The 20,151-nt window shown below is 64.1% G+C and carries 22 protein-coding genes; 13 read left to right on the forward strand and 9 right to left on the reverse strand.

Annotated features, from left to right (window positions below; genetic code table 11):
• Window positions 1-36: 36 nt before the first annotated feature.
• Window positions 37-768: a FadR/GntR family transcriptional regulator gene (locus JN279_RS31080; protein ID WP_202351087.1), complete on the reverse strand. Its 732-nt coding sequence runs from the start codon at window positions 766-768 to the stop codon at window positions 37-39.
• Between the two features lie 155 nt (window positions 769-923).
• On the opposite strand from JN279_RS31080, the gene JN279_RS31085 reads away from it, so the two are divergent.
• Window positions 924-1,751, forward strand: a complete 828-nt coding sequence (locus tag JN279_RS31085; RefSeq protein ID WP_244734200.1) for an NAD-dependent epimerase/dehydratase family protein — start codon at window positions 924-926, stop codon at window positions 1,749-1,751.
• Here the strand turns inward: JN279_RS31085 and JN279_RS31090 are convergent.
• Entirely contained in the window at window positions 1,748-3,352 is a 1,605-nt protein-coding gene (locus JN279_RS31090; RefSeq protein WP_202351088.1) for a GMC family oxidoreductase, read from the reverse strand. The two genes, JN279_RS31085 and JN279_RS31090, sit on opposite strands and share 4 nt — an antisense overlap.
• A gap of 216 nt (window positions 3,353-3,568) precedes the next feature.
• Here JN279_RS31090 and JN279_RS31095 point away from each other — a divergent pair, with 216 nt between their 5' ends.
• The 4 genes from JN279_RS31095 to JN279_RS31110 all read left to right on the forward strand — a co-directional run bounded on the left by JN279_RS31095 (window position 3,569) and on the right by JN279_RS31110 (window position 8,234).
• Window positions 3,569-4,651, forward strand: coding sequence for a sugar ABC transporter substrate-binding protein (locus tag JN279_RS31095; RefSeq protein WP_202351089.1), 1,083 nt, complete (start codon window positions 3,569-3,571; stop codon window positions 4,649-4,651).
• A 121-nt stretch (window positions 4,652-4,772) separates the two neighbouring features.
• Window positions 4,773-5,756 carry an ABC transporter permease gene (locus tag JN279_RS31100; protein ID WP_202351090.1) on the forward strand — a complete coding sequence of 328 codons (984 nt, stop codon included), beginning with the start codon at window positions 4,773-4,775 and terminating at the stop codon, window positions 5,754-5,756.
• Window positions 5,757-5,761: 5 nt separating this feature from the next.
• Window positions 5,762-7,264 carry a sugar ABC transporter ATP-binding protein gene (locus JN279_RS31105; RefSeq protein ID WP_202353833.1) on the forward strand — a complete coding sequence of 501 codons (1,503 nt, stop codon included), beginning with the start codon at window positions 5,762-5,764 and terminating at the stop codon, window positions 7,262-7,264.
• Between the two features lie 4 nt (window positions 7,265-7,268).
• Complete coding sequence (locus tag JN279_RS31110) at window positions 7,269-8,234, forward strand: ABC transporter permease (protein ID WP_202351091.1); 966 nt, start codon at window positions 7,269-7,271, stop codon at window positions 8,232-8,234.
• Between the two features lie 71 nt (window positions 8,235-8,305).
• On the opposite strand, the gene gloA is transcribed toward JN279_RS31110, so the two are convergent.
• Window positions 8,306-8,716: a lactoylglutathione lyase gene (gloA, locus tag JN279_RS31115; RefSeq protein WP_202351092.1), complete on the reverse strand. Its 411-nt coding sequence runs from the start codon at window positions 8,714-8,716 to the stop codon at window positions 8,306-8,308.
• Between the two features lie 161 nt (window positions 8,717-8,877).
• On the opposite strand from gloA, the gene JN279_RS31120 reads away from it, so the two are divergent.
• Window positions 8,878-10,320 (forward strand): FAD-binding oxidoreductase, encoded by a 1,443-nt coding sequence (locus JN279_RS31120; protein ID WP_202351093.1) that lies wholly within the window; start codon window positions 8,878-8,880, stop codon window positions 10,318-10,320.
• Window positions 10,321-10,323: 3 nt separating this feature from the next.
• Window positions 10,324-11,130 carry a FadR/GntR family transcriptional regulator gene (locus tag JN279_RS31125; protein ID WP_202351094.1) on the forward strand — a complete coding sequence of 269 codons (807 nt, stop codon included), beginning with the start codon at window positions 10,324-10,326 and terminating at the stop codon, window positions 11,128-11,130.
• A gap of 400 nt (window positions 11,131-11,530) precedes the next feature.
• On the opposite strand, the gene JN279_RS31130 is transcribed toward JN279_RS31125, so the two are convergent.
• A complete protein-coding gene (locus JN279_RS31130; protein WP_202351095.1) occupies window positions 11,531-11,809 on the reverse strand; it encodes a hypothetical protein in 279 nt (92 codons plus the stop codon).
• An 834-nt stretch (window positions 11,810-12,643) separates the two neighbouring features.
• Here JN279_RS31130 and JN279_RS31135 point away from each other — a divergent pair.
• The 5 genes from JN279_RS31135 to JN279_RS31155 all read left to right on the forward strand — a co-directional run bounded on the left by JN279_RS31135 (window position 12,644) and on the right by JN279_RS31155 (window position 14,950).
• Window positions 12,644-13,348 carry an SOS response-associated peptidase gene (locus tag JN279_RS31135; protein ID WP_202351096.1) on the forward strand — a complete coding sequence of 235 codons (705 nt, stop codon included), beginning with the start codon at window positions 12,644-12,646 and terminating at the stop codon, window positions 13,346-13,348.
• 37 nt (window positions 13,349-13,385) lie between these two features.
• On the forward strand, window positions 13,386-14,000 hold the full coding sequence (locus JN279_RS31140; RefSeq protein WP_202351097.1) for a hypothetical protein: 615 nt from the start codon (window positions 13,386-13,388) through the stop codon (window positions 13,998-14,000).
• Between the two features lie 174 nt (window positions 14,001-14,174).
• Window positions 14,175-14,360, forward strand: coding sequence for a hypothetical protein (locus JN279_RS31145; RefSeq protein ID WP_202351098.1), 186 nt, complete (start codon window positions 14,175-14,177; stop codon window positions 14,358-14,360).
• An 88-nt stretch (window positions 14,361-14,448) separates the two neighbouring features.
• The gene (locus JN279_RS31150; RefSeq protein ID WP_019856610.1) at window positions 14,449-14,628 is read left to right on the forward strand and encodes a hypothetical protein; all 180 of its coding nucleotides are present in this window, start codon (window positions 14,449-14,451) and stop codon (window positions 14,626-14,628) included.
• A 112-nt stretch (window positions 14,629-14,740) separates the two neighbouring features.
• A complete protein-coding gene (locus JN279_RS31155) occupies window positions 14,741-14,950 on the forward strand; it encodes a hypothetical protein (RefSeq protein ID WP_020628784.1) in 210 nt (69 codons plus the stop codon).
• 37 nt (window positions 14,951-14,987) lie between these two features.
• Here the strand turns inward: JN279_RS31155 and JN279_RS31160 are convergent, their stop codons facing one another.
• Window positions 14,988-15,959, reverse strand: coding sequence for an NAD(P)-dependent oxidoreductase (locus JN279_RS31160; RefSeq protein WP_446720430.1), 972 nt, complete (start codon window positions 15,957-15,959; stop codon window positions 14,988-14,990).
• Between the two features lie 74 nt (window positions 15,960-16,033).
• Here JN279_RS31160 and JN279_RS31165 point away from each other — a divergent pair, with 74 nt between their 5' ends.
• Window positions 16,034-16,774 (forward strand): FadR/GntR family transcriptional regulator, encoded by a 741-nt coding sequence (locus JN279_RS31165; RefSeq protein ID WP_202351100.1) that lies wholly within the window; start codon window positions 16,034-16,036, stop codon window positions 16,772-16,774.
• 8 nt (window positions 16,775-16,782) lie between these two features.
• Here JN279_RS31165 and JN279_RS31170 read toward each other — a convergent pair whose 3' ends face one another.
• From JN279_RS31170 to JN279_RS31185, 4 genes are read right to left on the reverse strand one after another with little or no spacing between them, the layout of a single operon-like run.
• Window positions 16,783-17,505, reverse strand: coding sequence for an ABC transporter ATP-binding protein (locus JN279_RS31170; RefSeq protein ID WP_202351101.1), 723 nt, complete (start codon window positions 17,503-17,505; stop codon window positions 16,783-16,785).
• Entirely contained in the window at window positions 17,502-18,224 is a 723-nt protein-coding gene (locus tag JN279_RS31175; RefSeq protein ID WP_202351102.1) for an ABC transporter ATP-binding protein, read from the reverse strand. Before JN279_RS31175 ends, JN279_RS31170 begins: the two co-directional genes overlap by 4 nt.
• On the reverse strand, window positions 18,221-19,237 hold the full coding sequence (locus tag JN279_RS31180; RefSeq protein ID WP_202351103.1) for a branched-chain amino acid ABC transporter permease: 1,017 nt from the start codon (window positions 19,235-19,237) through the stop codon (window positions 18,221-18,223). The genes JN279_RS31175 and JN279_RS31180 overlap by 4 nt, the downstream gene beginning before the upstream one ends.
• Entirely contained in the window at window positions 19,234-20,106 is an 873-nt protein-coding gene (locus tag JN279_RS31185; RefSeq protein WP_202351104.1) for a branched-chain amino acid ABC transporter permease, read from the reverse strand. The genes JN279_RS31180 and JN279_RS31185 overlap by 4 nt, the downstream gene beginning before the upstream one ends.
• Window positions 20,107-20,151 lie beyond the last annotated feature (45 nt).

Here is a 20,151-nt window from a genome sequence, read left to right on the forward strand (position 1 = left end):
ATGATTTGCGGATCGAAGACCGGAGTTGACGGCGCGCTACGACCTGGCCGAGCCGTCGACCATGCGGCGATAGCGTTCCCGCCCCGCCTCCAGATGCTCGCGCAAGGTGAAGCGGGCGGCTTCGACATTCTGCCGCTCGATGGCCTGATAGATGCGGCGGTGCTCCATCTGGACCTGTTCCAGATAGTGCCGCCGCTGCTCCGGCGTCTCGTCGCGCGGGCGCATCAGCTGGCGCGGAATGAGGACAGGTCCGAGAAAATGCATGAAGCGTTCGAAATAGGGATTGCCGGTGGCCGAGGCGATCGCCCGGTGGAAGGCAAAGTCCGGCTCGATGGCGCTCTCGCCCGCCGCGATCGAGGCGTCGATGGCATCGAGGCAATCGCGCATGCGGGCAAGGTCGTCGTCACTGCGCTTCTCGGCGGCAATGCCGGCGGCTTCCTGTTCCACGGCAAGCCGAAGCTGCAGCACGTTCTGGACTTCCGCCAGCGAGTGCAGCTCATCGGAGACGATACGAAACGTGGTGTTGGCCTCATGGTCGGCGACGAACACGCCGGAGCCCTGGCGGCTGACGACAAGGCCCTCCGACCGAAGCGAAGCCATGGCTTCGCGGATCACCGTGCGGCTGACCCCGAATTGCGCGATCAGTTCCTGCTCGGTCGGCAGTTTCTCGCCGCTGGTCATATAGCCGGCGCGTATTTCGCGCGCAAACCAGTCGGCAACCTGCGCCGTGCGGCTGATCTGCGGGGGAAGGCCAAAGGAACGTTTCATCGCCACCAAGCAATAAACGAACCGCTGTCCTTGGCAACCCATTATTTATACGGTGATATGATGACATTGGCGGCCTGTTCGCGGCGACCAGTCTTCATTCGCCTTGCCATATCAGCGCGAACATATCGGCGGTATCGGCGAAAGGACAGGATGTGATGCGGACCGACAAACCGGTGCTGTTGACCGGAGCCTCCGGCACGATCGGGCGCCTGCTGTCAGCCAGGCTGGCGGCACTTGGCTGGACTTTGCGGCTAACCGATGTCGCGCCATTGCCGATCCCGCTGCCGCCAAACGCAAGCTTCACCATCGCCGATCTCGAGGACCAGCAGGCGGTGAACGATCTGGCCGAGGGCTGCGGGCTGATCCTGCATTTCGGCGGCATCTCCACCGAGCAATCCTTCGAGACGGTGCTTGGCCCCAATTTCCGCGGCGCCTTCCACATCTACGAGGCGGCGCGCCGGGAGAAGGCGCGCGTGGTGTTTCCCTCGTCCGTGCATGCGGTCGGCCTTTACGAGCGAACAGAGATTCTCGATCAGGACTGCCTGCTGCGGCCCGATGGCTATTACGGCCTGTCGAAGGCCTATGGCGAAATGCTGGCACGGCTCTACTTCGACAAACATGCGGTGGAAAGCGTGCTGATCCGCATCGGCTCGGTGCTGCCGGAAGTTCCGGACGAACGGATCCTGTCGACCTGGATATCGCATGACGATTTCGTGCGGCTGATCGAGCGCTGCGCAGCGGCGGAGCGTGTCGATTGCTCCGTCATCTGGGGTCAGTCCAACAACAGCCGCGGTTTCTGGCGGCACGATGCCAGGGACAAGATCGGCTGGACGCCGCTCGACAGTTCCGACAGCCAGGCCGAGCGCGTGCGCGGCAAGGTGACGGACAATCCGGTGGTCGAGCGCTACCAGGGCGGCAAGTTTATTGTGGTGGACTACAGCCGCCCAGACTTTCCGCCGCGCGAGATGTTTGACGACGACTAGGCCGTCACCGGCGGCAGCGGGCCTCGCCCGGCAATCAGATCCGCTGCCTTCTCGGCGATCATGACCACCGCGGCATTGGTGTTGGACGACACGATGCTCGGCATGACCGACGAGTCGCAGACGCGCAGGCCCTGCAGTCCGCGCACACGAAGCTCGGGATCGACGACGCTGTCGGCATCGCCGCCCATCCGGCACGAGCCGACCGGGTGATAGGCGCTGCGTCCATGTTCGCGGGCGAAGGCTTCGAGCGCGGCGCGGCCCTGCATGGCCGCGCCGGGAAGATGCTCGCGGCTGATGTATTTCGAAAAAGCCGGCTGCGACAGGATCTCGCGGCTGATCTCGATACCGTCGATGGCGCGCTCGAGATCGTAGCGCTCGGCGAAGGGGTTGGGATCGATAATCGGCTTGTCGCGCAGATCCGCCGAGCGCAGCGTGACGCTGCCGCGTGAGCGAGGGCGGACATGATAGGAATTCAGCGTGCAGCCATTGCCGCCGGGCACCGAGCCGATGCCTTCCTCGACGCCGGCGCCGGGCAGGAAATGGAACTGGATGTCTGGGGTCTTCTCCGCGCGGTCGCCCCACCAGAAGCCGCCGGCTTCGACGATGTTGGAGGCCACCGGCCCCTTGCCGAACAATGCGTATTCCAGGCCGGCGACCGCCTGCCAGCGCTTCTTCTTGTAGCGGTCGATGCCATGCGGTCCGTTGAGTTCGGCGACGACGTCGACATCCATGTGATCGTGCAGGTTCTGGCCGACGGCAGGCAGATCATGGACCACCTTGATGCCATGCGCGCCGAGATGCGCGGCCGGGCCAATGCCCGACAGCATCAGCAGTTTGGGCGAGCCGATGGCGCCAGCGGTGACGATCACCTCGCGCGCGGCGCGCAACAACTCGCTGCGGTCCTTGGCGATGACCTCGACGCCGATGGCACGGCCGTTCTCGACGACGACGCGGCTCACCGTGGCGTCGGTGCGCAGCATCAAATTCCTGCGGCCAAGCGCCGGCTTGAGATAGGCAACCGCCGTGCTTGAGCGTTTCCCCTGACGCGTCGTCGTCTGGTAGAATCCTGTGCCCTCCTGCTGTCCGGCATTGAAGTCGGCCCGGAACGGAAGACCCGCCTGCTGCGCCGCCTTGACGAAGATACGGGTCAGCGGATGCGGCGCGCCGCTGGACACGCCGAGCGGGCCATCGATACCGTGCTGCGGGCCGGCGAAGGTGTCGTTGCCCTCGGAGCGGATGAAGTAGGGCAGCACCTCGGCGTAGCTCCATCCCGCACAGCCATTGTCAGCCGCCCAGCCGTCGTAATCCTGCGGGCAACCACGCGTGAACACCTGGGCGTTGATCGAGGAACCGCCGCCGAGCACCCGCGCCTGCGGATAGACCATGATGCGGCCGTCGATCGCCTTGCCGGGGGCCGTGTCATAGCCCCAGATCAGCGGCCCTGCCGTCATCTTGAAGAAGCCGACCGGCAGATGGATGTAGCGGTCGGTGTCGGGCGGGCCGGCCTCGAGCAAGGTGACCGACACATCCGGATCCTCGCTCAGCCTGGCGGCCAGAATGCAGCCGGCCGAACCGCCGCCGACAATGATGTAATCCGACATTCTCACTCCCTTGGCAGCGCGAAAATCAGTGCCCTGCTCTCCTCCACGCAACGATCTCAAGTCGCTTGTGCCGCGTCAAGAGAAAGGGTATGGTTATCGTGTTGAAGGGTTGTCGTACAAGTGGAGGAGCTTGGCAACCCGTCGATCAGAGGTCCCGGCCGCGCTGTCAGCGCAAGCCACCGGGCGGAAACAGAATTCAATCGGGAGGTTCGATAAATGAAGGACAGGACAGATTTTACGCTTACCGGCACGATCAACCGCCGGACGCTGATGATGGGCGCCACCGCCGGCGTTGCGGCGCTCGCCATGCCGAACGTGTTGCGCGCCGCCGACAAACCGACGCTGGTAACCTCGATCCGCTCGTTGTCCAACCCCTACCACGCGGTGTGGAAGACCGGCGCCGAGGCCTACGCCAAATGGGCCGGCCTGGAACACGTCACGCTGGTTTCGGAAGGCAACAGCGAGAAGGGCATCGCCGACATCAAGGCGATGCTGGCCAAGACCGGCGGCAACATGGTGCTCAATTCCGATCCCAACGACACGCCTGACGCGCGCCCGATCGTGGAAGCCTGCGCCAAGGCCGGCGCCTATGTGGTGACGCAGTGGAACAAGCCTTCCGACCTGCATCCGAAGGACTTCAACCCGAACTATGTCTCGCATATCGAGTTCGACGGCATCGCCAGCGGCAAGACCATCGCCGAGATCCTGTTCAAGACCATCGGCGGCAAGGGCGGCATCGTCGCGCTCGGCGGCCTGATCTCGACCACGGCGGCGATCGAACGCAAGAAGGGCCTCGACGCGGCGCTGGCCGCCAATCCCGACATCAAGCTGCTCGACTTCCAGGTCGCCAACTGGAAATCGACCGAGGCCTTCGACCTCATGGGCAATCTGCTCACCCGCTTCGGCGACGACATCAAGGGCATCTGGGCCGCCAATGACGACATGGGCTCCGGCGCCTTGGAAGCGCTGCGCGCCGAGAACCTCGCCGGCAAGGTGCCGATCGTCGGCGTCGACGGCATCAAGACGGCGGTCGATGCCGTGCGCACGGGCGAGTTCGCCTGCACGGTCACTTCCGATCCGTTCTGGCAGGGCGGCATGGGTCTGGCCATCGGCTACAACGCCAAGATCGGCAAGTTCGACCCGACCAAGGAGCCGCCGGAACACCGCGAATTCTACGGCAAGGCGGTGCTGATCTCGCACGACAATGTCGAGGAGTATTACAAGACCAATGTCGATGCCAAGCCGGAGATCGACTGGAACGATCTGTGGGGCCGGGTGACTGGAGCGATCCGGGCCTGACCGCCGGGCGGGCCGCTGCTCCCTGGCGGCCCGCTCCCCTTTTCAGCAGACGGGAAGCGGTTTCTTGACAATCCATACAGAACCCCTGAAGTCCGTTTCGGACATCGAGCGGACGACGCTTATGACATTTCTCCCCGGCCGCATCGCCGCCGTGTTCGGCGGCAGGCGCTGGCGCAGCCTGGCGCCGCTGGCGGTGCTGATCGTGCTCTGCGTACTCATCGCCATCGCCAATCCCAATTTCATCGAACTGCGCAATCTGGTGCGGCTCGCCAACTCGGCCGCCGTGCCGCTGACACTGGCGATGGGGCTGACCTTCATCATCCTGATGGGCAGCATCGACCTTTCCGTCGAGGGAACGCTGTCGGTGTCGGCGATGGTGGTGGTGCTGCTTGCCGCCAATGACAGCAACGGCAATAATTATGGCTGGTGGGCGGTGCTCGCCGCGATCGTCGCCGGCACCGCGATGGGGTTCGTCAGCGGTCTCGTCCAGACCATGCTGCGCATCCCCTCCTTCATGGCGACGCTCGGCATGTGGTTCATCGGCCTTGGCCTGTCAGTCTATATGCTCGGCGGCTCGGCGATCCGCCTCAACGACGCCTCGATCCGCGACCTGGCCTTGCACCGTTTCCTTGGCTTGCCGGTGGCGGTCTGGGTCGCATTTGCAGCGTTCCTGCTCGCCGCAATCATCCAGTATCACACCAAGCTCGGGCGCCACATATTGGCGATCGGCGGCGACGAGGATGTCGCCAAGCTCTCCGGAGTGAACGTGACCCGCGTGCGCATCACCGCCTTTGCGCTGGCCGGTTTCTTCTTCGGCATATCAGGCGTGCTTGCCGCCGCGCAGCTCGGCCAGTCGCACGCGGTCATCGGCGACGGCAGGCTGTTTGCGGCCGTCACCGCCGTGGTCGTCGGCGGCACGGCGCTGACCGGCGGCGAAGGCGGTGTGGTCAACACGGCTGTAGGCGTGCTGATCGTCACCGTGCTGGCCAACGGCATGATCCTGCTCGGCATCTCGCCCTACATCCAGCAGACGGTACAGGGCCTGATGATCATCGCCGCGGTGGCGCTGTCGCTCGACCGCGTGCGTCTGCGGATCGTCAAGTGAGCGCCATGCTGAACGCGTCCCACATCATCAAGAACTTTCCCGGCGTCCAGGCCTTGCGCGACGTCTCGATCGAGGTGCGACCCAACGAGGTGGTCGGGCTGATCGGCGAGAACGGCGCTGGCAAGTCGACGCTGATGCGCGTGCTGGCTGGCAGCTATCGGCCCGATGGCGGCAGCCTGACGCTGGACGGCGAACAGCTGCGCATGCGCAGTCCGCGCGACGCGGCCCGGCATGGCATCGGCATGGTGTTCCAGGAACAGTCGCTGGTGCTCAACCTGACGGTCGCCGAAAACATCTATCTCGGTGAGGAAGACCGTTTCACCCGCTTCGGCATCGTCAACTGGCGCGCCATGAACGCCGCCGCACGCCGTCAGTTGGCCAAGATCGGCATCGACATCGATGTCACGGCGCGCACCTCCGAACTCACCTTCGCGGCGCGCCAGATGGTCGAGCTTGCCAAGGCGCTGACGCTTGAGGAAGTGGTCGAACGGCAGTTGCTCATCCTGCTCGACGAGCCGACCTCAGTGCTCAACGCCGCCGACATCGAAGTGCTGTTCGCGCGTGTGCGCTCGCTCAAATCCCGCGCCAGCTTCGTCTTCGTCTCACACCGTCTTGATGAGGTGCTGGCAATATCGGACCGCGTCTACACGATGAAGGACGGCGCGGTCGTCGCCGAACACCGCGCGGCCGAGGTTACCGCGCCGGAGTTGCACGAGATCATGGTCGGGCGCGGCCTGCAGGCCGAATATTATCGCGAGGCCCGCCAGCAGCAGCCGCGCGAGACCGTCATGGTCGAGGCCAAGGGGCTTGGTGCGAACGGCGCCTATCACGGCGTCGATCTGAAAATCAGGGCCGGCGAGATCGTCGGCATTGCCGGCGTCGTCGGCTCCGGCCGTGAGGAGGTGACGCGCACCATCGGCGGCTTCCTGCAGCACGATGCCGGCGAGATGAAGATCGCTGGCGATCCCGTGCATTTCGGCTCGCCGGAACCGGCGGTGCGCAAGGGTATCGGCTATGTGCCGCGCGAGCGTCGGCTCGAAGGCCTGGTGATGTTCCTGTCGATCGCGGAAAACATTTCGCTCGCCGATCTCTCTAGCGTCATGCGCCATGGCGCCATCGACTATGGCAAGGAGCGCCGGCTCGCCGCCGACTGGATCAAGCGGCTGCGCATCAAGGCGCCGGGTCCCGATGCCGCCTGCCGCAAGCTCAGCGGCGGCAACCAGCAGAAGGTGGTGCTGGCGCGCTGGATGACGGCGGGCTCGCGCATCCTGGTGCTCGACCACCCGACGCGCGGCCTCGATGTCGGCGCCAAGGAGGAGGTCTACGAGCTGGTGCGCGATCTCTCCGCGCAAGGCGTGGCGATCCTTTTGATTTCCGACACGCTGGAGGAGACGATCGGCCTGTCGCACCAGGTGCTGGTGATGCGCGACGGCGAGATCACCGCGCGTTTCGACGCCAGCCCGGGCAAGAAGCCTAAGCAAGTGGACCTCTTGCGAGCGATGGTGTGAGCCGATGAACGAAACCTCCATCAGGCGGATCTTTGAAGGCAAGTGGACGCAAGGTGCCATTCCGCTGGTCCTGCTTGTCGCGCTGCTTTTGATCATCGAGATCGCCGCGCCCGGTTTCCTCACCGGCGAGACCGTGTCGCTGCTGTTCGCCAACACCGCCGTTCTGTTCATCCTGGCGACCGGCGTCACCTTCGCCATCCTGCTCGGCGGCATCGACCTGTCGATCCAGGCGGTCGCCTCGCTGGCGAGCGTCATCCTGGCGCAGTTGCTGCCCTCGTTTGGGCTTGCCGCGTTTCCGGTGGCGATCCTGTCCGGCCTCGCCTTCGGCACGCTGAGCGGCATCGTCCATGTCAAGCTGCGCGTCCCATCCTTCGTGGCGACTCTCGCCACCGGCGGCGTCGTCACCGGGCTGGCGCTGTGGGTCTCCAACGGCCGCGCCATCACCATCGAGGAGGCGGGCCGCGAAAACACCGCCTGGATCAACGCCACGGTCGGCGGCGTTCCGGTGGTGGTGCTGATTTCGGCGGTCATCGGCATCGCCGCCTTTCTGGCGCTGCGCTACACGCGCTTTGGCCGCCAGGCGATCGCCGTCGGCGCCGGCGAGCCGGCCGCCTGGGCGGCGGGCATCAATGTCGACCGCACCAAGATCATCGCCTTCGCCGCCTCCGGCATGCTGGCCGCTGTCGCCGGCGTCGTGCTGGCGGCGCGGCTGTCGAGCGGCTCGCCGGTGCTGGCCAACCAGCTGCTGCTGCCGGCCATCGCCGCCGTCATCGTCGGCGGCACCGCCATCACCGGCGGGCTGGGCGGCGTCGCGCGCACGGCGGTCGGCGCGCTGATCATCTCGATCGTGCGCATCGGCATGACCTTTGTCGGCGTCAACATTTTCCTGGAAAACATGGTGTTCGGCGCGGTGCTCATCGCCGCCGTCGCCATCACCATCGACCGCAGCAAGATCGCGGTCATCAAGTGATCCCGCCTCCCAAGCCAGCGCGGGCAGGACGGGGTCGCATCACAAGCCCGATGCGACCCCGCTTGGTCAGGTCACATCGTGTCGAGGCCGATCAGCTCGATCTTGTAGCCGTCCGGGTCTTCGACGAAGGCGATGTGGGTGGTGCCGTGCTGCATCGGCCCCGGCTTGCGCGGGATCTTGGCGCCGCGCTTTTCGAGCTCGGCGCAGACGGCGTATATGTCGTTGACGCCGAGCGCCAGATGGCCGAAGCCGTTGCCGATCTCATAGGGCTCTTCCCTGCCCCAGTTCAGCGTCAGTTCGACGACGGCCTCCTTGTCCTCGGGACCGTAGCCGACAAAGGCATTGGTGAACTTGCCGCCGGGATAGTCGTCGCGGCGCAGCAAGGTCATGCCGAGAACCTCGGTATAGAAGGCGATCGACTTGTCGAGGTCGAGCACCCTGATCATGGTGTGCATATAGCGAAAGCCCGGGGCGTCGCTCATTGGGAAAGTCCTCCGAATTCAGGGATTTGCTGGTCTGACCGTCCACATCAAACAGCTGGTTGGAACGTGACCTCGCTTGATGTTCTAAATCAGGGTTGTATGATAACACGACAAGAATGGTGGTTGTCCAGTCGTTTTCCCCAGGGGTCCAGAGTCAATCCATGAATGCCGTGCCGCCCACCTCCGCATCGCTGATCGCAGCCCTGGCCGGCGTGCTGCCGAATGGCGGGCTGCTGACCGAGCCGCAAGACCTGGCGCGCTACAGCCGCGACTGGTCGGGCGACCATTTCGGCCGGCCGCTGGCGGTGGCGCGGCCGTCCTCGGTCGAAGAGATGTCGGCGCTGATGCGGTTCTGCCATGCCGAACGCATCCCGGTCGTGCCGCAAGGCGGCCTGACCGGCCTCGTCGGTGCGGCGGTGGCGGCCGATGGCGGCGAGATCGTCATCTCGCTGGAACGCATGAACAGGATCCGCTCGATCAGCCCGATCGACTTCGCCATGGTGGTCGAGGCCGGCTGCATCCTCGAGGACGCCAAGCGTGCCGCCGAAGACAGCGACTGCCTGCTGCCGATCACCTTCGGCGCGCAAGGAAGCTGCCGCATCGGCGGCAATGTCGCCACCAATGCCGGCGGCTTCAACGTGCTGCGCTACGGCATGACGCGCGACCTTGTGCTGGGCCTCGAAGTGGTGCTGGCCGACGGCCGCATCTGGAACGGGCTGAAAGTGCTGCGCAAGGACAATCGCGGCTACGACCTCAAGCAGATCTTCATCGGCTCGGAAGGCACGCTCGGCATCGTCACCGCGGCGGCGCTGAAGCTGTTTCCCAAGCCGACGCAGATCGAGACCGCGCTGGTGGGCTTACGCTCCGTCGAGGATGCGATGGCGCTCTATGCCCGCGCCCGGCGCGATTGCAGCGACCTGCTCACCGCCTTCGAACTGATCCTGCGCGGCGGCATCGAGATCACCATGCGCGAGGGCAAGGATTTTGCCGACCCGCTCGACAAGCCCTACCCGGCCTATGTGCTGATCGAGGTGTCCTCCGGTGGGCTGATCGACCTCTCGGCCATGCTGCTGGGGTTTCTCGGCGGCGCCGCCGATATCGTCGAGGACGGCCTCGTTGCATCGACGCGGGCGCAAGGCGAGCGCCTGTGGCTCTATCGCGAGATCATGGTCGAGCGGCAGGGCCGTGGCGGCCGCTACCTGCGCACCGACGTCTCGGTGCCGATCTCGAAACTCGCCGATTTCGTCACCGACTCACTGGCCGCGCTGGAGCAGGCGCGCCCGGACGCGCTGGCCGTCACCTATGGCCATGTCGGCGACGGCAACATCCATCTCAACGTCGTGCCGCCGGAGGGCATGGGCGTGGAAGCGATCGAGCATCTGTTCGAGCAGGCTGAAGCCGAGATCTTTGCCGTCGTCGACCGCTATGGCGGCTCGATCAGCGCCGAGCACGGCATCGGCCGGGTCAAGCAGAAGGCCTTCCTCGAACGCATCGATCCGGTGACGCTCGAGCTTGCCGCCGGCATCAAGGAGGCGTTCGATCCCAGCCATATCCTGAGCAACGGCCGCATTCTGGCGTCCGCATCCGCCGTCGACTATAGGTGAGCGATGACGCTGAAACTCGACAAGGTCAATCGCGGCCCACACCTCTCCACCCTGGTGGCGAGTTCCATCTCGCGCGAGATCGCGCAGGGGCGGCTGAAGCCAGGCGACCAATTGCCGACCGAGCAGGCGCTGGCGACCACTTTTGGGGTTAGCCGCAACGTGGTGCGCGAGGCGATCGCGCGGCTGCGCTCGGAAGGCCGCATCTGGTCGCAGCAGGGTCGTGGCGCCTTCGTGGTCGAGAGCACCAACCCGACGGTGCTGACCATCGACTATGAGGCGCTGCAGCGCGCCGATTCCTTCCGCAATTTGTTCGAACTGCGCGGCATCCTCGAAGTGCAGGCGGCAGCCCTTGCCGCCAAGCGGCGCTCGGAAACCGATCTCGCCGCCATGAGCGATGCGCTGGCCGGCATGCGCGCCGCCCCCTATGGCAGCGTCGCCTGGCTGCGCAGCGACCTCGAATTCCACCGCACCGTCGCCGAGGCGACGCGCAACTCCTACATGGGCCAGTTCCTGGTCTTCGTCTCCGAGCGCGTGCGCGAAAGCATCCTCGCCGCCGGCAACCAGCAGAAATCCGACGACATGGCCCGCATCACACTGGGCGAACACGAGCGCATCCTCACCGCCATCCGCGCCGGCGACGCCGAAGGCGCGCAAGCGGCCATGCGCGACCACCTGGCGGGTGCCGCGCTGCGGGTGGGGTTGCATGATGGGGAGGCGGGCGTAGAGCCCGCAGCGCCGGCGCAGAAGGTGCCGTCTCCGGTGCGGCACTCGCGGTTGAGGAAGGCTGTGCGCGGGCAGGTGGGGGGGTAAAATTACTCCCTGTCCTGCACCCTATCGGTTCGGAGCCTGGGAAATCGCTCGTCACATACGCATCGATCGCGCAGGAACGTATCCCTATTTGAGAAGGATGAGCGCGCCATCACGTTTCCTGGCGCGCTCTCTGTTTTTGTTCGGCATTACGCCGCAATATTCATCCGTCGCCACGGCAAGCGCGAAGGATGAATATTCCGAAGAAAGCGGGACAGATCGGCCCGCCCATAGTAGCGGTGTCGTTGCGCCCCTAGTAGGACAACGGGTTGGCCTAGCCGAAGGCTAAGAGCAGTCACCACGTCGTTCGCGTGTCGGCGATCATCCAGAACATAATCCTGCACTGACGCTACCGCAAAATTTACGTTCTGCTCTTTGATGAGTGCTATGTTCCACTCTGTCATCAGGCGGCCCTTTTCCATGCTTCGATCAGGGACTTTTCATCGACAAGGAGCTTCGTCCATGCCGCACTCCTGGCTTCGATCACCAACAGAAGATCCTCGTTGCCAAGAATGGTTTTCACCTGATCACGAAGCTGCGCAGCCGTACCCGGATACTCGACCCACCATACGGTTTCCAGGATTCGGCCCCGGTTTGCCACCAGCTTACGCAGATGGTCGTCCATCTCCTTGTGAGACGGGCGAGGTCCATTCAGATCGTAGGTAACGACAAAGTTCGCCATTACGCAGCCCTCCGAGCATCATCTTGACTGCCGGGGTGCTTCCGGCCCTTCAAGACATCGTTTACGCGGCCCGGGTTGACGCCATATCGCGCGGCGATGTGATGCTGGTATTCGCCAGACCAATGTCGCCGCCAGATATCCACAGCGTCGTCATGAGTTAGTTGATAGGGAGGTTCGTTCTCGTTCATGAGTCTTGTGTCTTTCTATGAAAGACTCCAGACGACTTGACAGCGAGTCGATTGGGAGTATGTATCCCACTGTTGTTACCGACTAGCCGCAAGCCGTCCAAAGCACTGCGGTTACCGATACGGAGCCGGGGTGCCAGCCCCGGCTTTGTCGTATCAGGACGCAGGAATACCCTGCGCCATCGATTGGTATGACGTAAGGGCACACGACTCGTCAAGGATTCAACGCGCGCTAACCCCGATCTTTTTCGAGGGCGCTAAAAACCATATAAAACCAATGGCTTGCTAGGTTTCCTCCCCGAAGCCGAAACTTGCTTTTGGCGCAAGTTCCCATTGCTGTATCGCGATTCTATCGGACTCGTCCAGATTGTGCGGCGCACAAATCACAACCGATTCGAGCTACACGTTGGCACGCTACCAGTGCTCAGCCAATGTGCAGATCATGGCATGACCCGCCCTAGCGCCGTCACTCCCCTGGGGCGGCCCCACCAGCGACACTCCATTCAACGCGGCAACAATATCCTACAGCGCCGGCACGAACTTTTCGCCATGGCCGGTGATGATGGCGGTGGCAAAGTCGTTGCGCACAAATTAGTTCCATTCCAAATTTCGTCTGGTCGGCGGAGCACACTCACGGCAGAGTGTGGCCATGTGCAACCTCTACAACATCACCACATCGCAAGAAGCCGTCCGCCAGTGGACTCGGACCTTGCGGGACATCCTGGGCAACCTTGAGCCGTCCATCGACATCTATCCCAACCAGCCCGGCCCGGTGGTGCGCAATTCGCTGGACGGGCGGCGGGAACTGGCCAACCTGCTATGGGGCATGCCGACTCCCGTTGAGCGGATGAAGGGGAAGGCCGATTACGGCACCACCAACATACGCAACCCGCAGTATGGCCATTGGCAGCAATATGTCGGCGTCGAGAACCGCTGCGTGGTGCCGGTGACGAGTTTCGCGGAACCCAGCCCGACACAAGGCGACAAGGACCCTGAGACCGGCATCCAGCGGAACTACTGGTTCGCGCTCAATGAGGACCGCCCGCTGTTCTTCTTCGCTGGCCTCTGGACGCCGTGGCACGGCGTGCGCAAGGTCAAGGATGGCCCCGGGGACTTCGAGCTCTATGGCTTCATGACGGTAGCGCCCAACGCGCTCATCAAGCCGATCCACGAGAAGGCCATGCCGGTGATCCTGAGGACGCAAGAGGAGACGGAGACGTGGCTAACCGCTCCTTGGTCTGAAGCGAAGCGGCTACAGCGCACGGCGCCTGACGATGCGCTTGTGATTGTCGAGAAGCCAGCGACGCAGATTAAGTTTCCTCAGGAACCTCCTGTGCAAGGATCGCTTTTCTAGGGTTGAAGCGGAACGTGGGGGCGAAGTGTTTAAAGGCTTGTTCGAGAAATTCAGGAAGAAGTCAGTGGTATCAGAGTCCTCGCAACTTGAGACGTTGCGCGAGGTTTTGAGGCGCAATCCGGAAGATAACGATCTTGCCAAGGTCTTCCCTCAGGTTATGCCCTTGTCTGCGGTAAGTTCGGCTTGGCCTGGACCGATAGAGCGCCTGGGTGATTTGCCTTTTGGTGTATCATGGGCTCTTGCCGATCCCCAAAACTATTTCCGATATGTGAGCTGGGACATGTCACGGAAATGGGAAGCTAGTGGCACCAACTGGCGCGGCCTGGCTATGGAGAATCTGACGGAACTTTCCCGGCGCTATCCCTACGCAGGCAGCAAAAAGGGAGCTGATGGCCGCCCGTTCGTGCTCAGCCTGTTGAATGAGGACAGCATGGGGCCGTCGCGACTGCTTGTGCCGGGGCTTTTTCAAGACCTATTTGGCGACGACTATATTGTAGCGATCCCAGAGCGAACGTGTGGCGTTGCTTATCGCAATGGGCTAGTTGGCGAAGAGGCGCTTTTGGCCAACGATCTGATCGATGGATGCTTCAAGGTTGGAACTGAGCCGATGTCCAACGAACGTTTTGATCCGAAGCGTTTCTGGGTGCTTTAGGGTCACGCCGATAGCACCAGCCTAAGCAGATTCTCATTCCTCATCTCTCCAAATCACCCTGCGCACCATCCGGACTTCCACAAGTCGCCTCACGCGTATCTTCAAACCCTCCGAGGCGCTTGGCAGCAGGATATCAACGTCAAGGTCGCGACGTTTGCACCGCTCGCAACGCATGTGCCGGTCAACGTCCCAGAACGGAATGTCTCCAACCAGCTTGGCAAGATCGCCGGGCAGATAGTGGCGGGTGATGTTGCAATTGAAGCAGCGGACGCGGATCAGCTGACCGACCTCGTGCGCTTTGCTGAGGGTCTGCACAAGGCGGCGGGGTTTTCTGGGCTGCTCCGGCATATTAGAAAATAGGAACCTATTCCTCGCCGAGTCAATTCGTCCTTGACATCTTCGTTCCCTTTTTGTTCACTGTGGCCATGCAGCGTTTGGAGCACCAGCCATGGACCGTATCGTGACACTGAACAGTCGCCAGGAGGCCGCCCTCCAGGCTCACGCCGAGGATTTCATCGCCGTCCACAAGGGCGATGTGATGAAGGCGCTCAAGGAAATGATCGTGCTCAATGGGCATCTTCAGGAGCGGCTTGATGCACTCACCACCCCTCGCCGCGCGACGCGCTAGAGCCTTTCACCGTTTCGTCGAAACGGCGAACCGCTCTAACTCTTTGTTTTGACGCAATTCCAGACGGAAAACCGCTCACACTTTTCCTGGAATTGCTCTAGGAGGAACCGCAATGGGCACGATGCACTTTGACGACGAAGCCAAAGCCGAGTTGCATTCGGAAGCCGTGAAACTCATCGCGCGCTACGACAGCCCGCTTGAGACCGTGAAGGCGCTCATGGCCTACAATTGCGAGCTTGAGACCCAGATACTCGCCATCGCCCACCGGCATCCGGGAATCGTTTCGATCGGCTACGATCCTACGCCGCCCGTGCTGGGGTGATCGCTGGTGACTGGCTGCGATAGTCGGCCCTGCCCCGTCATGCCACTGGCGGCTCCACCAGAGATACGCCGTTGAGGCCAGCGACAATATCCGACAGCGCCGGCACGAATTTCTCGCCATGGCCGGTGGCAACCGCCGTCGCAAAACCGTTGCGCACCACGGCGCCGACCGGGTTCGCAACACCAGCCGCCTGGGCGAAGGAGGCGAGATAGGTCATGTCCTTCAGCGCATTGGCGATGGCGAAGCGCTGGGCGTTTTCGTTGCGGTTGAGCACGAAGTCGAAGAAGGCCTGGTAGAAGCCGCAATCCATGCGGCTGCCGGAGATGACGCTGTTGAAGACCTGCGGCGTCAGCCCGGCCTTGGCGCCCAGCGTCAGCGCTTCCGAATAGATCGCGGAATAGCCCATCGAGACGAAATTGTTGAGCAGCTTCATGGTGTGGCCGCTGCCGGTCGGGCCGGTATGGACAATGCGCGCGGCGAAGGCTTCGAGCACCGGGCGGGCGCGGGCGACCGGCTCGGCCGCGCCGCCGACCATGACATCGAGCTTGCCCTCGGCGGCTTCCTTGGGCGTGCGCGCCAGCGGCGCGTCGATCAGCGTGACGCCTTGTGCCGCGAGCTCGGCGGCAAGCGCTGTCGTCGAGGACGGGTTGGAGGTCGAGCAGTCGATGATCAGCAGCGGCCTTTTGGCCGTGGCCAGCCCATCCGGACCCTTGACCAGCGCCTCGACCTCGCGCGAGCCGGTGACGCAGAGGATGACGATGTCGCAGGCGCTAGCGAGGTCGCGTGGGCTTGCCGCTTCCGTCGCGCCGGCGGCGATCAGCCGGTCGGCGGCCGTGCGGCTGCGGTGCACATGGACCGTCAGCGGCCAGCCCTTGCGCAACAGATTGTCGGCCATGCCGGCGCCCATCGCGCCCAGGCCGATGAAGCCAATGCGTTCTTTCATGCAATCCTCCTGGTGCCCGCGCTTGCGGACTGAACTTTCGTCACCTTGCGGCGCGCACCTGTCGATGCAATTCTTTGAACAAGATTCGGCCTTCGTCGAAGAAACGACCTTTGCCGAAGAACCGGACCGGAGCCCGCACGATGGCGGAGACCATGCTTTTCGATGCCATACCGCAGGCGCCCAATCTGCGGACCGGGCTCGTCAACACGCTGATCGCGCAGATCGAATCCGGCGACCTGGCGCCGGGCCAGCGTCTGCCGACCGAGCAGGAGATCGTCGCCGCCACCGGCGTCAGCCGCACCGTGGTGCGCGAGGCGCTGGCCGCGTTGCGGGCGCGCGGGCTGATCACCACGCGCCAGGGCCTCGGCGCCTTCGTCGCCAAGGATCCGCTGCCGCGGACCTTTTCGATCCTGCCGGATGATCTCGAATCGATCGACGAGGTGCTGCGCGTGCTGGAACTGCGCATGGGCATCGAGGTGGAAGCGACCGGCCTTGCCGCCGAGCGGCGCAGCGAGGCGGCACTGGCGCAGATGAGCGCGCGGCTCGATGCGCTGGAGGCGGCGGTGCGTGCCGGCGGCTCCGGTTCGGAAGAGGACTTTGGTTTCCACCGCGCCATTCTCGCGGCAACGCAGAACCCGAACTTCACCCGGCTGTTCGACACGTTCGGCAGCGCCATGATCCCGCGCCAGTGGACACGGCTCGACCGGATGACCGAGGCCGAGCGGGAAAAATATCTCGAGCGCATGCAGCGCGAGCATCGCGCCATCCTCGGGGCGATCGAGGCCAGGGATGTCAACGCGGCGCGGCGCGCCATGCGCAGCCATCTGGCCAAGAGCTACGCCCGTTTCGAGGATCTGCGCGACAAGGCCGGGCACGAATAAGGGATTGCTCATCCCGCCACCCCGCCGAGATAGAGTTCGCGCATCAGCGACATGTCGCTGAGTTCGGCGATCGGCCCTGAAACGACGATACGGCCGTTCTGCATGAGATAGCCGCGCGAGGCGACGGCGAGCGCCAGGCCGGCGTTCTGTTCGACCAGCAGCACCGAGGCACCGAAGCGCGCGCCGATATCGAGAATGATCGCCTTGATCTCCTTGACCAGCAGCGGCGACAGGCCGAGCGACGGCTCGTCGAGCAGCAGCACGCGCGGCCGCGCCATCAGCCCGCGCGCGATCGCCAGCATCTGCTGCTGGCCGCCGCTCAGCGAACCGCCCCTGTCGCGGCGCTTGGTGGCGAGGATCGGAAAGAAGGACAGCATGGTCTGGAAGTCGACTTCCACGGCCGCCTCGTCACGGCGCGCATAGGCGCCGAGGCGCAAATTCTCCTCGACCGTCATGTCGACGAAGATTTTTCTGCCCTCCGGCACCAGCATGACGCCGCGCCTGGCCATGACATCGGCGGCAAGCCCGGTGACGTCGGCGCCGTCGAAGGCGATGCTGCCGGCGCGCGGTTTGATCAGCCCGGCGATGGCCTTGAGCAAGGTCGATTTGCCGGCGCCGTTGGGTCCAAGAATGGTGACGATTTCGCCTTCGGCCAATGTCAGCGAAACGCCACGGTTGACGATGGTCGGTCCGTAGCCGGTGACGACATCGGAGACGGCGAGCAGGCTCACAGATCGCCTCCGAGATAGACGTCCAACACCTTGGGATCGGCAAGCACCGTTTCGGTCGGCCCGTCGGCGATCTTGGAGCCGAAATCGAGCACGGCAAGGCGCCGGCACAGCATCTGCATCAGCTTCATGTCGTGGTCGATGACGCAGACCGTGATGCCGTGGCCCGGCAACTGGCGAACAAGGCCGACCAGGGCAGAGGTTTCGCGGTCGTTCAGGCCGGCGGCGGGTTCGTCGAGCAGAAGCAGCGACGGCCGCGTCGCCAGCGCCAGCGCCAGGCCAAGCAGGCGCAGGCTGCCGAAGGGCAGCACGCCGGCCTTTTCGGCGCCAAGCGCGCTCAAGCCGACGAAGTCGAGCAGCGCCTGCGGCGTCGGCCAGGGGTTGGCCGTGCCCCCTGCCCGCGCGTGCTCGCCGGCGATCTGGACATTTTCCAGCACGCCAAGCCCGGCAAAGGCCATGGCCTGCTGGAAAGTGTAGCCGATGCCGGCCCGCGATATGGCGTGCGGCGCCAGACCGGTGATGTCGCGCCCGCGAAACAGCACGGTGCCGCCGCTTGGCTTGTGGACGCCGGTGACGACGTTGAACAGGGTGGTCTTGCCGGATCCGTTCGGGCCGACGACACCGAGGATTTCGCCCTCCTCGATGGCGAGGTCGACGCCGGCAAGGGCCGTGACGCCGCCGAATTGTTTGCTGAGGCCGTTGATTGCCAGGATCGGGCTCATTGCCGCGCCTCCGAGGGGGCGGCTTCACGCTCTTCCGCCTCCCGTTTCGGCTTGCCCGAAAATGCCGCGCGCAGCGCGCGCACGATGCCGCCGATCAACCCGTCGGGCAGAAGCATGATCACGGCGATCAGGCACACACCGTAGACGATGCGCGACTGCACCGGATCGAGGTTGAGCACTTCCGGCAGGAAGGCGACGAGGATGCCGCCGGCGAGCGGCCCCTCGATCAGCCTTGCGCCGCCGATCATCACCATCAGCGCCAGGTAGATGCTGGGGAAGGACGAGAATTGCGAGGGCGAGATGTGGCCGAGGAAATAGGCCAGCAGCACGCCGGAGTTGCCGGCGAAGACGCCGCTGACAACGAAGGCGCCGATCTTGTGGCGGCCGACATTGATGCCGAGCGAAGCGGCCAGCTTTTCGTTTTCCCTGATAGCGCGCAGCGTGCGGCCATAGGAGGAATGGATGATCGCCCAGCTCGCCACCGCCGCCGCCGTGACGAAAGCCACCACCATCAGATAGTAGCGCGTCAGATCGCTCAGATCCGCGCCGAACAGGGTGACCGGACCGGCGATGTCGAGCCCCGTGGCCGCACCGGTGTAGTCGCCGCCATTGGTCAGCACGATGGCGAGCAGCTGGCCGAAGGCGAAGGTCATGATGACGAAGTGATGGCCGCCGACACGCAGCGAGGGAATGCCGACGATCATGGCGAAGACGGCGCTTGCCAGTGCGGCCACCGGCAGCGCCGCCCAAAAACCGACGCCGAAGTCCCGCGCCAGGATCGCCGCGGCATAGGCGCCGACTCCGACCAGGGCGGCATGGCCCATCGACAGGATACCGGTCTGGCCGAACAGCACCGAAAGGCCATAGAGCGCGATCACATTAATGCCGGCCGAGATCGCCAGCGACAGGAAGCGGTTGCTGGGCGAAAACAGCGGCACGGCCGCGATCAGCGCCAGGATGACCAGCACCGGCAAAAGGGACCGCAACGGCTTGAGGGCGGAACCGGCACTCATGACGCCATCCGGGGTCCGCTGGTGCCGCCGAACAGGCCGTGCGGGCGCACGATCAGCACCAGGATCATCAGGGCGAAGGAATAGGCGTCGGTCCATTGCGAGAAGCCGTAGCCGGCGCTGAAGCCTTCGACGATGCCGAGGATGAGGCCGGCGGCGACGGCGCCGTAGATGTTGCCAAGGCCGCCGATCAGCGCGACGGCAAAGCCCTTCATCACCATGGTGCCGCCGGTGAAGGGCGTGATCGGAAACAGCGCGATCAAAAGCGCGCCGCCGAGCCCGGCCAGCGCACTGCCAAGCACGAAGACGCCGGTGATGTAGCGGCGCACCGGAATGCCCATCAAGGCCGCTGTATCGCGGTCCTCGACGCTGGCGCGCAGCGCGCGGCCGTATCGGCTGGCGGTGATCATACGGAAGCTCAGTGCCACCACGGCTATGGTGATCAGAATGACCATGACGCGCACGGACGCGATGCGCACGCCGGCGATCTCCCACACCGTGGTCAGCGGACGGGGAATGCTCTTCTGGTTGGGGTTCCAGAACAGCACGACGACATGCTGCAAAACGACGATGAGGCCGAGCGAGACGATGAAGCCGTTGGTCGGCCGCTCCAGCGTGAAGCGGAACAGGCCGCGTTCGAGCACATAGCCCATCAGCCCGACCGCCAGGATCGAAAGCACCACGGCCAGGGGAAAGCCGAGGCCGGCGCTGACGGCGAGCCAGGTGACGATGCCGCCGATCATCAGGAATTCGCCATGGGCGAAGTTGATGATGCCGGTCAGGCCGAAGATCAGCGTCACGCCGATGGCGATGAGCGTGATGACGCTGGCGATGGAAAGACCGTTGAGGATTTGCTGGATGAAAATATCCACGGCGATCGAGACCTGTCTTGCAAGAAAGGGAGTTGGCGGTGGATG

This window comes from Mesorhizobium sp. 113-1-2, assembly GCF_016756475.1.
Lineage (GTDB): Bacteria > Pseudomonadota > Alphaproteobacteria > Rhizobiales > Rhizobiaceae > Mesorhizobium > Mesorhizobium loti_C.

Coding starts and splice junctions, on each gene's coding strand:
- JN279_RS31110 (WP_202351091.1), top strand. CDS start 7,269: ATGAACGAAACCTCCATCAGGCGGATCTTTGAAGGCAAGTGGACGCAA.
- JN279_RS31090 (WP_202351088.1), bottom strand. CDS start 3,352: ATGTCGGATTACATCATTGTCGGCGGCGGTTCGGCCGGCTGCATTCTG.
- JN279_RS31080 (WP_202351087.1), bottom strand. CDS start 768: ATGAAACGTTCCTTTGGCCTTCCCCCGCAGATCAGCCGCACGGCGCAG.
- JN279_RS31100 (WP_202351090.1), top strand. CDS start 4,773: ATGACATTTCTCCCCGGCCGCATCGCCGCCGTGTTCGGCGGCAGGCGC.
- JN279_RS31155 (WP_020628784.1), top strand. CDS start 14,741: ATGGGCACGATGCACTTTGACGACGAAGCCAAAGCCGAGTTGCATTCG.
- JN279_RS31120 (WP_202351093.1), top strand. CDS start 8,878: ATGAATGCCGTGCCGCCCACCTCCGCATCGCTGATCGCAGCCCTGGCC.
- gloA (WP_202351092.1), bottom strand. CDS start 8,716: ATGAGCGACGCCCCGGGCTTTCGCTATATGCACACCATGATCAGGGTG.
- JN279_RS31105 (WP_202353833.1), top strand. CDS start 5,762: ATGCTGAACGCGTCCCACATCATCAAGAACTTTCCCGGCGTCCAGGCC.
- JN279_RS31180 (WP_202351103.1), bottom strand. CDS start 19,237: ATGAGTGCCGGTTCCGCCCTCAAGCCGTTGCGGTCCCTTTTGCCGGTG.
- JN279_RS31125 (WP_202351094.1), top strand. CDS start 10,324: ATGACGCTGAAACTCGACAAGGTCAATCGCGGCCCACACCTCTCCACC.
- JN279_RS31135 (WP_202351096.1), top strand. CDS start 12,644: ATGTGCAACCTCTACAACATCACCACATCGCAAGAAGCCGTCCGCCAG.
- JN279_RS31130 (WP_202351095.1), bottom strand. CDS start 11,809: ATGGCGAACTTTGTCGTTACCTACGATCTGAATGGACCTCGCCCGTCT.
- JN279_RS31165 (WP_202351100.1), top strand. CDS start 16,034: ATGGCGGAGACCATGCTTTTCGATGCCATACCGCAGGCGCCCAATCTG.
- JN279_RS31175 (WP_202351102.1), bottom strand. CDS start 18,224: ATGAGCCCGATCCTGGCAATCAACGGCCTCAGCAAACAATTCGGCGGC.
- JN279_RS31150 (WP_019856610.1), top strand. CDS start 14,449: ATGGACCGTATCGTGACACTGAACAGTCGCCAGGAGGCCGCCCTCCAG.
- JN279_RS31095 (WP_202351089.1), top strand. CDS start 3,569: ATGAAGGACAGGACAGATTTTACGCTTACCGGCACGATCAACCGCCGG.
- JN279_RS31085 (WP_244734200.1), top strand. CDS start 924: ATGCGGACCGACAAACCGGTGCTGTTGACCGGAGCCTCCGGCACGATC.